At 40.6% G+C, this 12862-nt stretch carries 9 protein-coding genes; 7 read left to right on the plus strand and 2 right to left on the minus strand.

All coding sequences use genetic code 11. The features are described from left to right. The first annotated feature begins 490 nt into the window (after window positions 1-490). The 7 genes from PLL47_RS10340 to mprF all read left to right on the plus strand — a co-directional run bounded on the left by PLL47_RS10340 (window position 491) and on the right by mprF (window position 11693). Window positions 491-853 (plus strand): response regulator, encoded by a 363-nt coding sequence (locus tag PLL47_RS10340; protein WP_324446121.1) that lies wholly within the window; start codon window positions 491-493, stop codon window positions 851-853. Between the two features lie 49 nt (window positions 854-902). Then, entirely contained in the window at window positions 903-3548 is a 2646-nt protein-coding gene (locus PLL47_RS10345) for a response regulator (RefSeq protein ID WP_324446122.1), read from the plus strand. A gap of 1152 nt (window positions 3549-4700) precedes the next feature. After that, on the plus strand, window positions 4701-6158 hold the full coding sequence (locus tag PLL47_RS10350; RefSeq protein WP_324446123.1) for an MATE family efflux transporter: 1458 nt from the start codon (window positions 4701-4703) through the stop codon (window positions 6156-6158). A 73-nt stretch (window positions 6159-6231) separates the two neighbouring features. Further along, window positions 6232-7173, plus strand: coding sequence for a lectin like domain-containing protein (locus tag PLL47_RS10355; RefSeq protein ID WP_324446124.1), 942 nt, complete (start codon window positions 6232-6234; stop codon window positions 7171-7173). 598 nt (window positions 7174-7771) lie between these two features. Then, a complete protein-coding gene (locus tag PLL47_RS10360; RefSeq protein ID WP_324446125.1) occupies window positions 7772-8287 on the plus strand; it encodes a hypothetical protein in 516 nt (171 codons plus the stop codon). Window positions 8288-8307: 20 nt separating this feature from the next. Then, a complete protein-coding gene (locus PLL47_RS10365) occupies window positions 8308-8799 on the plus strand; it encodes a hypothetical protein (protein ID WP_324446126.1) in 492 nt (163 codons plus the stop codon). A 311-nt stretch (window positions 8800-9110) separates the two neighbouring features. After that, complete coding sequence (gene mprF / locus PLL47_RS10370) at window positions 9111-11693, plus strand: bifunctional lysylphosphatidylglycerol flippase/synthetase MprF (RefSeq protein ID WP_324446127.1); 2583 nt, start codon at window positions 9111-9113, stop codon at window positions 11691-11693. 31 nt (window positions 11694-11724) lie between these two features. Here mprF and PLL47_RS10375 read toward each other — a convergent pair whose 3' ends face one another. Further along, window positions 11725-11871, minus strand: coding sequence for a hypothetical protein (locus PLL47_RS10375; RefSeq protein ID WP_324446128.1), 147 nt, complete (start codon window positions 11869-11871; stop codon window positions 11725-11727). Between the two features lie 44 nt (window positions 11872-11915). Beyond that, entirely contained in the window at window positions 11916-12422 is a 507-nt protein-coding gene (locus PLL47_RS10380) for a type 1 glutamine amidotransferase (RefSeq protein WP_324446129.1), read from the minus strand. Window positions 12423-12862 lie beyond the last annotated feature (440 nt).

The following is a 12862-nucleotide window of genomic DNA, read 5'->3' on the forward strand; positions in this document are numbered from 1 at the left end:
AATTTCTGGCAAATAAAAAACTTCAGCAGCTGGAAATTGAGGGAATGTGTAAAAAAAGGGCTTTAGCAATTCAGTTTAAAGTCATTATGAACTACCCCTGGCTCCTTTAGAGTTGAGAAGACATTCTCCGCCTTAAAGTTAAAGCGTAAATGTGCTTTTCACATAAAAAATAGATGGTAAAAGGAATATTTGCAAAGCAGGCATTAACGAAAGGATTAAACAGTAACTGTAAACCTGGTTATTAAATTATTCTGAATTATAACAGTATTATTGGAACTTTTAAGAGCACATTTTTGAATATATATCTATATAAATATATTTATCTAATAGAATACTGAAACTTATTTAAATAATTAACCTAAATATACTGATGAATATTAGTATTATTGACAAAATAATTTATTTCAGGTAAATGCTTATTTCAGTTAAAAGATCATTCATATAAGGCTGCGAAAGTGAGGGGGGACCAGGAAAATAGAGGTCGTTGCCTATGAAAAATATACTTGTCGTTGAAGACAATCCTTTAATTATGGAACTTGTCAAAACTTTATTAATCTCATTTGGGTATGAACCAGTAGAAGCTTCTGATGGAGCTATAGCCCTGGAACTGAGTAAAAAAAATCATTTTAACTTAATATTATTAGATATACAGTTGCCCGGGATTGATGGGATAGAAGTATTAAAAATACTGAAAGAAGACCCTGCCCGACGGGAGATCCCTGTTATTGCCCTCACAGCCCATGCCATGCGTGGAGATGAGGAGAAGTTTCTCAAAGCAGGTTGCAGTGCTTATATTTCCAAGCCTATAGATATCCAGAAATTCAAATCCACAATAGAAGAGTTCATTGCATGAAAATAAAAAACGAGAGTGGGAGTATTTTTTATTTTATGGGGATTATATAATGCCAGATTTTTTCAAGGGTTTATTGGGGAAAAAATCGATTGAGTTGTTGATTCTTTTAGGAGTGGGCCTCTTATTCACGTTCTTTGCCTCCTATTTTGGTCTGTTTGAATCCATTGTTTTATTTGTTGAAGAATACAACCCTCAGGGACTGGGGGGTTTGCTCACTCTCTCGGTATATCTCACCTTTGCTCTTGGGATTTTCTCCCTGAGACGCTGGATAGAACTTGAAAATGCGCTGGTGCTCCAGGAGAAGGCAGAAGAGAGTCTCAGAGAGAAAGATAAAAGGTACAGAGCTCTTTTTGAGCACTCAAATGATGCGATCATAATTTTCAATGGAGAAAAAGTCCTGGATCTCAATAAAAAAGGCCGTGAAGCCTTTGGACTGGGGGAAGGGGAACTTGACAATATTTCAATTGAGTCGCTTGTGTCTGAAAAAAATCTTCCGATAGTCAGGGAAGCCCTGAAAACTACTTTCGAAAACGGGGCTGCTTGCTTTGAAATGAAATTTAAGAAACTGAATGGAGAGATTATTGATGTGGAGGTCAACTCTTCCTTCCTGAGCCTTGAAGACAAAGAAATCCAGTGCGTTGTCAGGGATATAACATCACGCAAAAAAGCTGAAAAACTGGAGCGTGAAAGCCAGGAGAGGCTAAAGAAAATAATAGACAATGCCCTCTGCGGAATCCTGCTGGTCGATGCCTCCAATCACGAAATAGTGGAGGTGAATCCTGCAGCCGAAGAGGCGATAGGGCTTTCAAGGGACGAACTCATAGGAAATGTCTGTCACAGGTTTATCTGCCCTGCCGAGAAAGAAAATTGTCCTATAACTGATTTCAAGCAGACCATTGATAAGTCGGAAAGAATGCTTCTCAATGGAAATGGGGAATATTTGCCAGTACTTAAAAGTGTGGTTCCCGTAAAAATTGGAGAAAAAGAATACCTTATAGAAAGTTTCATAGACCTGTCGGAACGCAAAAGGACAGAGGAAGAACTGCTTCAGGCAAAGCTGGCTGCTGAGAGTGCAAACCGTGCCAAAAGCGAATTCCTGACGAATATGAGCCATGAACTGCGGACTCCACTTACTGCGATTATAGGATTTTCGGACGTAATGCTCGGCGGAATGAGCGGAGAATTCAGTGAGCAGAACAAAAAGTTCCTCAACAACATAGCTAACAGTGGAAAGCATCTCCTGACTCTAATAAATAATATTCTTGACCTTTCCAAGATTGAAGCAGGCAAGATGGAACTGGAGCTGGAGATGTTCTCGGTATCCGAGGTATTTAATGATACCAAGGCTGTAACCTCGGCTCTTGCTCTGAAGAAGGATATCTCTATGGAATACAACGTTGACCCTGAAATCTCAGTCTACGCTGACAGGGTACGTTTTAAGCAGGTCATTTACAACCTTGTAAGTAACGCCATAAAATTTACCCCGAGCCGGGGATCAGTAATAGTTTCAGCAGCAAAAGCAGGAGATTCCATAAGGGTCAGTGTCTCGGATACCGGGATAGGTATCTCAGAGGAAAACCAGAAACTCCTTTTCCAGCCCTTCAGGCAGGTAGATGCAAGTATCAACCGCCAGTATGAAGGCACAGGGCTGGGACTGGCTCTGGTGAAGAAATTCGTAAATCTTCACGGAGGCAAAGTGTGGGTCGAAAGCGAAACTGGAAAAGGATCGACATTTTCATTCGAACTGCCTTTGAAATGTGCAAAAATTCCCGAAATATGCATGAATGATTCAGCTGCTCCCGAGAAAATGGTCCAGCCAGTTTCCGAAAAAACAGATAGAGACGAAAACTTAAAACCGGAAATAAATAATGAAACCGCAATTCTGGAAATAATGCCGGAAATTATAGAGCCTTCCGGAGATTCGGGAGAAAAGAACCTTGTGATGGTCGTTGAAGACGACGAAATGTCAAGGGAACTACTTACAATTACACTTTCTGAGGCAGGATACAGGGTTGCTGCGGTTTCAAGCGGAAGGGAGGCTCTTTTGCTTGCCCGTGAACTGAAACCTTCGGTAATTACTCTTGATATTATGCTTCCAGGCTTGAGCGGCTGGGATATCCTTAAAAATCTCAAACATGATTCTGCAACGTCCGATATTCCTATCCTTGTTATCTCCATGAACGATGAAAGGAACTGCAGCATTTTGTGGGGTGCATTTGACCATCTGATCAAACCTGTGGAAAAGGAACGCCTCCTCTCCAGCCTGCAAAAAGTAAAAGGGAAAATAGCCTCAAAATCCTTCCCTCAGGTTTTGATTGTAGATGATGAGCCTACTGTAGTCGAACTTTTCAGTTCCATCATCAAGCAGGAAGGATATGAACCGGTCGGTGCGTATGGGGGAAAAGAAGCAGTCGAGAAGATTATGAGTCGCCATCCGGATGCGATTATTCTTGACCTGATGATGCCGCAGTTTACAGGTTTTGAGGTTATTAAGGTTCTTAAGGAAAATCCAGACACAGTAGATATCCCTGTTATCGTGTGTACTGCTAAGGAGTTGAGCTTTGAGGAGAAAGAGCTGCTAAGGAAAAACGTTTCTTATGTTATGAAGAAAGGAAACATAAGCCGTGAAACAGTTTTGAGTATGCTGCACAGGATGGAGGATAAAAAATCCAGAAGTGAGCAGACAAACCCCTGACCTGCAGAAATCAGAAACCCGGGACAGATATTCGATAATAACAGGCAATTAAGCCTTATCTGTTCTGGTAAAAAACAATCTTAAAGTATAATGTTCATTTTTCTGAGGTTTCGGCTTTTTTTAATTTTTTTCCAGAATGTTTCTTGCGTTTCTAAATGAGAATTTATAACACAGTGCTGTTTTAGCTTCACAGACTGATGTCTGAACTTTAAGAGAATATTTTCTATTTATAAGAGTATATTTATATATATTTATGAGAATTGAAACCTGACTTAAATTAAACTCAGAGATACCAGTTTGAAACAGTTCCTGAAGAGATCCCGTAAAGAGACCTTATTGCAGGTACATGTAATTCGAAAAATACAAAACCGGTGCTATCGGGCGGAATATTTCAAATTAAGATGTAAAAACTGACCTCTCAATTTCAACCTGAGAGTAGTTTATATACTTTTTGAGAACAGGCTTGTAGGTCAGCTTACAGAAACTTTCCATATTTAGGAAAAAAGCTCTTCAATAAAGGCAGTTGAACGTGTTTTTTGCCTCATGAAAAGTAACCTGATAAAACAGAAGAGAATGTAAATGTATAAATATAGCATAAATAGTAATTAGTGTTTAAATATATGCAGCTAACTGCTAATCTTTAGCTATTCAGTCTAAAAATCTAAACATTAGTTAATTTATCTCATTGAAAGTTTACATTATCTCTGCTCAGAACTTTTATCAGAGACTTCTACTTTGAATTCCTCTTCAGGATTTTTATTTAAAACTGACTGTTGAGGATTCCCTATATCGATTGAATCCGGTTTTGCCGGATAAATAATGATGAAGCTTGGTAAAAACTTGAAGAATACTTGCCGTTTCAGTACAGGCAGAAAAAGAATTCTGCAAAAAGTAGCATGCATCTCATTTGCAGATTTTCCGAAGCTTCGTCCGGAACGGAAAAATGTTAACTAATCAACCATTTAAAAAAGTTGATCGACATTGTCTCAATTTTTTAAAAGAACATAAACTTCAGAAAAAGTATAATCTCAACTATCCCGCTTTGAACAGGTCCCTGATGAGAAAACCCCGGGTTTTTCCCTGTCAGAAAGGACTGAAGATCCGGCTGCATGTTTCCAAAGCACTTTCTTTGCAGCCTGTGGAGGTCAGAGTATGATCAGCGATGAAGAAATGAAGTCCGGGAATATATTAAAACTGTTCTGGAAATTTGCGCTCCCGGCAGTTATAGGAGTACTCATTGCTGGAATCCAGGGGATTATCGACGGCTTCTTTATTGGAAATGCGATTGGAAGCCCCGGACTTGCAGGTATTACCCTTGCTTATCCTCCCTATCTGGCTATAATTGGAGCAGGCATAATTATAGGAATCGGCTCGTCCAGCCTCATAGCCCTGAAACTTGGAGAAGGTAAGACCGGAGAAGCCCTGGAAATAATGAACAATGCTTTTCCGTTATGCCTCCTTGCAGGAGCCATTTTCACTATCGGAGGGCTGGTTTTTTGCAAAACCTCTATCAATCTGCTCGGGACAAATGGACCTGCTCTCTCCCTTGCTCAGGAATACCTCTATGTAATCTTCGCAGGCTCGGTTTTTATGATCCTTGCGATCGCCCTCGAACCGCTGGTAAGGAATGACGGAAAGCCAAAACTCTGCATGAAAATAATGATCGCGGGAGTGCTTGCAAATGTTGTGCTGGACTTCCTTTTTATCATGTACCTGAAATTGGGCATGCAGGGGGCAGCCACCGCAACAATTCTTTCCTTTGCTCTGCCGGCAGCACTTCTTACCCATCACCTTTTCGGCAGCAAGGCAAAGCTCAGGCTCCGGCTTAAAGACATGAAAGTCAAAACCGCGACCACACTTCAGATCCTGAAATCAGGTGTCCCGGCGTTTGTTATGCAGATATCGTTTGCTCTTGTACTCTTTGCGCAAAACTACATGCTGCTTAAATACGGCTCTGAGATTGCAGTCTCAGCATATGGAGTTATAGGGTATTTATTTTCGATATTCACCATGCTCTTTGAAGGGATAGCCCTGGGAGTGCAGCCAATTATAGGTTTCAATTACGGAGCCGGCAATTATAAAAGGGTTTTAAAGACCCTGAAACTGACAATGCTTTCATGCACCCTGATAGGAGCTCTGGGATTTGCATTGATATACCTCTTCCCTGAGAGCCTTGTTCAGATCTTCAGCCAGAGCGACTCCGAACTTCTCGATGTCACATTGCAGGGAATGGATATATTCATGCTCTCTCTGCTTGTTGAAGGGACAGTGCTGCTTACTGCCGTCTACTATCAGTCAATAAATCGAGTTAAAGCAGCACTTTTCATCCATCTTGGAAAGATATTTATCTTCCTCTTCCCTCTGCTGTTCATTCTCCCTCAGTTTTTTGACCTTAACGGAGTCTGGGCAGCATCACCGGCTACGGAATATCTTATGACAGCAGTTGTGATGGTCATGCTTTCGAAAGAGTTTAAATTCCTCGGGAGCAGCAGAAAGGCAGAGATCAATACAAAACATGCAACACCGGCTTCCAGAAGCAGTGTAAAGGCAGCGAATGAAGAAGGTACAGGGTATATCACCTTCAGACATGCCGAAAGGGAAACTTCGTGAGCTGCCTTTTTCGGAACCTCTGCCTGAATTATTTTTCTCCTAAACCCTTCTAATTGCGAAAAATATTATGTGTATGTATATAAATCACTTTATTAAATTCTTCACTGCAAATTCCGAGGAGGTACTCAAAGCTGTAAGTTTCTATACAACAGATTCGAATTGTAATTATGAGATCTATATTTACACCAATCTGAGTTCAGGCCCCACAAATCAGGCAGGTCCTGTTCTTTCCAAAAATGGGACATGCTTAACTGCTGGCTACCACACAATACCTCTTGATTCTGAAGTCAGGCTTAATACAGGTCAAAAATTCTCAGTCGTTCTGAAACTTACAAATCCTGCATACAGGTACACGATTGCCCTGGAAAAACCAAAGGATAACTGGAGCAGTAAAGCCAGAGCAAATTCAGGAGAGAGTTTTATAAGTAGCAGTGGGTCGACCTGGACAAATGTCAACACGTCTTATCCAAATTCAAACGTATGCATCAAGGCTTTTACAAACCATGTTTTGCTTCCTGTCGCAAAGTTCGGCAGCAATGTTACTGAGGGTTACGTTCCCCTTTCTGTGCAGTTCAACGATCTATCGGAACGCTCCACAGGAAGAAACTGGGACTTTGAAAACGATGGATACATAGACTCTACGGAAGCAAATCCGGTTCATACTTACTCAGCTCCCGGGAACTATACTGTTAACCTGACCGCAACCAGTGAGAACGGTACGAATTCAAAACTGGGCATAATAACCGTTTTAGAAAAGCCGTTACCTCCTGTAGCCATGTTCTACAGTAATATTACTTATGGTTATGCTCCCCAGGCTGTGCGTTTTACAGATATATCGGAAAACGCAACAGAAAGGATCTGGGACTTCGGAGATGGCACGCCGAGTTCGACAGAAGATGTCGTAGTTCATACCTACAGTAAAGCCGGGAAATATACCGTCAGCTTAAAAGTAAATAATGTAAACGGAACAGACACGGAAATCAAACGCAAATATATTACAATCGATAAAAAATGAAAAGTTTGAATTAAAAAACGCACATGATATTCTCGAATAACATACCAAAAAAATGAAAGTACTTGAGAGAACTTTCATGCTAAATAAAAGACCAAAAGTATGAAGAAAATAGGGGCAGCTCTCCAAATCAGGCTGACTTGAAACGTGCCTGAATTTATTTTTAAGTTCAGGCAGTTTCTTTTTTAATTGCAACTGGCAAATTAATAATGTATTTAAAAAGTTCCGTCAATTCTCTATATATTCAAGTCCGATTTTTTATACAAAATATGATCCGGTTCTTTTGAGATAGGATTCTCTCCTTAGGATTCCTTGATATTTATGATTTTAAAGAAGCAAATCTGCACGTCGTCTTGTTTTATATTTTCTTCTCATTCTTTTCGAAGAACAGTCCTGTATAAGAATGAGTTTCATCTGCATTCCGAATATATTTCATGCTTATCTTATGAGGTGGCTGAAATCATGATTTTTATGACATACTAGATAATTTTTTATAGTTTCGATGCTTTTTATAAGCTAGAACCATTTTTCTTCATGAGCTAATATCTTCAGGGCTCAGAACCTATTTTAACGTGGCTAGGAAAATGAAATGAGGGTTATTATGCCTGAAAATGAGCAAAATCATTCCAGAGCAACAGCAGAGTATTCCAGAGTAATTCCGGTATGGAAATTTGCGCTGTTTTCTATAGCATCCATGGGGCTTTATCAGATGTACTGGAATTACAAAAACTGGAAATTTTTTAAGGAAAAAGATAACCTTGATGTCTCTCCTTTCTGGAGAACGTTTTTTATGCCTATTTTTCTGTCTTCCTTATTTGACAGGTTTTCTGATATGCTTAAAGCAGACGGTCATCCGACGAATTATCCAACACCGTTGTTAATATTTATATGGGTATTTATGAACACATGTTGCCCATATGCAGAAGGTCCTATATTTTTAGCTTATTATTTCTCTTTCCTGGCGTTTATCCCTGTTTTAGATTCTCTCAATGTCTACTGGAAAAAAAAATTCCCCGATCTTCCAGATAAACCCCTTACAGCGGGGCAGATAATTCTATTAATGGCAGGAATATTTTCCTTTTTCATAATTTTATTGGGTACATTATTTCCTGAATAAAAATCAGGTTAGGGATTATTATGGCTGACAATGAAAAGAGTTATTCCGGAGTACTTTCTGTCTGGAAATTTGCACTTTTTTCTATAGCATCAATGGGATTTTATGAGTTTTACTGGAACTATAAAAGCTGGAAATTCTTTAAAGAGAAAGATAATCTTGATGTTTCACCTTTCTGGAGAACGTTCTTAATGCCCTTTTTCATGTCTTCCTTATTTGACAGGTTTTCTGACATGCTTAAAAAAGAAGGTTACAATATCAAATATCCAACAGCAATTCTCATAATATTCTGGATATGGATAAATACGACTACCATATGGAAAGAACCGATCTGGCTGCTAGCTCATCTTTCTTTTCTGTCCTTTATCCCTGTTTTAAATTCCCTCAATGTCTACTGGAAAGAAAAATTCCCCGAACTTCAAGAAAAACCCCTTACAATAAAAGAAATAATCTTTCTTACAGCTGGTATATTCGTTTTCATTATTGCCCTTGCAGGTTCTTTCAGTCTTAATTAAAAATTCCTTACAGGCAAGGTATCCTTTAAGATAATATTCCCTGAAAACGTTTTTCAATATCATTTAAAAAAGACCCGGTATAGCGAATGACGTTGTACGGGTCAAAAATGAAACCTGAAATCTGAATTATTTTGATCGCCGTTTGAAAACTGACAAAAAATATATTTACTTTAAATTAGTAGGTTTCATATTATAAATTTTTGATCTGAATTCTGATTCTTAACTCCGATGAATCCTTAATAATTATTAATAATTCTTAATATTAATGCACTAATCTGATCCAATAATACAAAAAAGGATACTCGATCCTGATGACAGAAAACGGCAGTATACAGGAAAAAGCCCTTAAAGTAAAGAGGCTTGTCAGTTATCTCTTACCGGCAATCATATTTGCCCTGGCTTTATGGACTCTGGATAAACAGATTCACCATCTGGGCATGAGCTATGTTGTGAAAAGTATTACCAGCATTTCCTTAAGCCACATAGGGATCACTATCATCCTGACTTCTTTAAGCTATGCCGCTTTAACAGGATACGACTATCTTGCAGCCCGCCATATCAATCAAACCCTACCATACAAACAGGTTGCCAGGACTTCTTTTATCAGCACGTCCATCAGCTACACTGCAGGATATAATTTTCTGACAGGAGGATCTCTCCGCTACAGGTTATATTCCGGATATGGATTGAACCTGGCTCAGATCTGGGAAATTACAGTTTTCTGCATGTCCACTTTCTGGATAGGGTTTTGCTTTATTGCTGGTTTGCTTTTCACATTTTATCCATTGAAACTGTCAGAATACATACCTGATGTTCCGGTCCCCTTAAATATTATAGGAATTCTGTTACTGTCGCTTCTCGCTGCTTATTTTTATTTCTCATTCAGTAAACGGGAACTAAAGGTAAAGGGGCATAAGATCAGGGTCCCCGAGCCAAAAATTGCTTTAATGCAGCTCGCATTATCCTCAGCGGACTATCTGCTTCCCGGAAGTATCATATACCTCCTCCTGCCCTCAAACCCGCAGCTTACTCTACTGCATGTGCTCGTATTCTTTGCTCTGGCGCAGCTGATAGGGCTTATAAGCACTGTCCCTGGCGGGCTTGGGGTTTTCGAAACTGTCATGCTGTTTCTTCTGGAACCTTATTTCGGCACGGTGGACATTATAGGTGCCCTTGTAATCTTCAGGCTTATTTACTATTTTGTCCCGTTCCTGCTTGGTTTCCTTACCCTTATATACCACGAATTTGAAGCGAAAAAAGAGTTCCTGAAAAAAGCCGGAAAGGTCACCTATTCCAGTCTTTCCGAAATAACGCCTCAGGTCTTTTCGATTCTGATCTTTTTCGGAGGCATTTCCCTCCTCTTTTCCGGAGCTTTGCCTTCTGACCCCAGATACCTGCACGAAATCGCTTACATCGTGCCCCTCCCGCTCATTGAAGCTTCCAGGCTTTTTGGAAGCATAATAGGCGTACTGCTCCTTCTTCTGGCAAACGGGCTATGGAACAGGATTGATGGGGCTTATGTACTCTCCCTCACAGTCCTTTTACTGGGAGGAATCTTTGCCCTCCTTAAAGACTTTGATTACCATGAAGCTGCAGTGCTTTTTACGATGTTTATTCTCCTGCTTCCCTCAAGAAAACACTTTTACAGAAAGTCCTCTCTTTTGCACCAGTCTTTCAGCAGGGAAAACATAATAGCAATAATTCTGGTGCTCGTAAGCTTCGTCTGGCTAGGGTTCTTTTCATACCGGAATGTGGAATATTCAAACGAACTCTGGTGGCAGTTCGGAGTGAATTCCCAGGCTTCAAGCTTTTTAAGAGCTGTCGTAGGAATTTTCTTCATCCTGCTTGTCCTTGGAGTAATGAAAATGCTGAGCCCGTTTTCCAAAGATATCCACCTCCCGGGAAATGATGAGATTGAGCTTGCAAAATCGATTGTAAAGGAAAGCCAGGAAACATGGGGAAACCTGGCGTTTACAGGCGACAAACACCTGCTTTTTGACGACAAAAAAAAGGCATTTTTGATGTACGGAGTCTCGGGAAAAAGCTGGATTGCAATGGGAGACCCGGTCGGGCAGAAAGACCAGATCAAAGAACTGATCTGGGACTTCTATGAGATGAGCAAGCTTCATCAGGGAAGGGCTGTGTTTTACGAAGTAAGCGAAAAATATATCCCGATTTACCTTGACCTCGGCCTGACGCTCGTCAAAATAGGGGAAGAAGCAAAAGTGCCCCTTGAATCATTTACTCTGGAAGGCAGCGCGGGTAAAGACTTCCGCTATACTGTGCGAAACGTTGAAAAAAAAGGTTACAGGTTTGAGATTGTCCCTCCTGAAAAAGTAACCGCCCTCATGCCTGAGCTCAAAAAAGTATCTGATGAATGGCTGGAAATAAAAACCGGAAAAGAAATGAGATTCTCAGTCGGCTTTTTTGACGAAAAATACCTGAGCAACTTCCCTCTTGCACTTGTAAGAAATGACGAGGAAATCGTTGCCTTTGCAAACATATGGGCAGGAGGGAATAAAGAAGAGCTCAGTGTAGACCTTATGCGCTACGGCTCGACTGCTCCTGACAGGACTATGGAATACCTTTTTATCAAACTGATGATCTGGGGAAAAGAAAACGGATACGGGCGCTTCTCCCTTGGGATGGCTCCCCTTTCAGGCCTTGAGAAGAGGCAGTTTGCACCCCTCTGGCACAAAGTAGGGTCTCTGATCTTTGCCAACGGCGACTATATTTATAACTATAAAGGCCTGAGGGATTTTAAGGAAAAGTTCAACCCCGTATGGAGCCCGAAGTACATCGCTCTCCCTACAGGATTAAAGAAGAGCCTTGCGCTGAAGGATATTGCAACGCTGATCTCAGGAATGAAAGATCCTTTTAAGGATCTCTTTTAATAATGTTTTATAATGATCAGGAACAGAATGCTTAAGAATGGATAATTTCTTCAAACCTGTCCAGCATCGTAAACATGAATTCTTTTGTGCCGGCGAGATGTTCTTCCCGCCCGAGCATCTCTTCTTTTTTCTGAATAAAAGGCTCATCTCCAATTTCAAGCCCGAACCGCTCAATCATGATTTTAATCCTCTTATCCGTAGCCTCTGGGTGAAACTGCAGAGCTACAACCCTGCCTCTGTAAACAAATCCCTGATTTTGCATCCTTCGCTCCGGTAAAGATGTGTGGCTCCAGCCGGGATATCAAAGGTCCGGGCATGCCAGTGAAAAACAGTAATCTCTTCAGGCAGACCTTTAATAAATTCGGTTTTATTTCCCGCTGCCGCCTTTACAGGAAACCAGCCCATTTCCCTGTGCCCGTTTTCATAAACGCGGGCGCTGAGTACATCGGCAAGTAGCTGGGCTCCGAGGCAGATCCCAAGAACCGATTTTCCCGCATCGATTGCCTGTTTGATAAAGGCTTTTTCATCTTTCAGCCATGGGTTTTCTTCATAATCGTAAATTCCCATGGAGCCGCCCATAATGATAAGGAGGTCAAAAGAATCGAGGGCTGGAGGGTTTTTGATTTCGTAAAAGCGGGTTGACTCAAGCGGGTAATTTTTTGTTATGGCGTATTCTTCTATGCTGCCGAGGGTGTTAAGGGCAGAGTGCTGGAGGACGTGGATTTTCATGAAAGATCAGTTTAACTTTGAAGAATACACTTTTAGAGTTTTCCATTGTTATTTTCAGGAATAAGAAATTACTTCCTTTACCCCTGAAAGCTTTTTATATCACAATAAATATCAGCGCCTCCGCCAGCTTGCCTGGCGGCTCTGCCTAAAAAGCAGGAAGAAATTGAAGGAGAGAGAAAAGGGGGAAAGAAGCTTAAAACATTACTAATTAAAAATCAAATGCAAAAGCAAATTTTTATTGCCTCTCTTTTTTTCTTTTTAATCGCGGGAAAGCCGCTCTCCTTCGTCGAGCGGAACAAGAATGACTCGGTATCTATAATAATGCTGATGTGTCAGAAGATTTATTATTCCTCATTTTTTAGTCCTCTTGAGGGAGCGGAGCGACCGAAAAGGACCTCGTGCTTCCGACGCGAAACTCGGAAAGGACCTCGTGCTTCCGA

The sequence above is a fragment of the Methanosarcina sp. genome (assembly GCF_035390745.1).
Taxonomy (GTDB): Archaea; Halobacteriota; Methanosarcinia; order Methanosarcinales; family Methanosarcinaceae; genus Methanosarcina.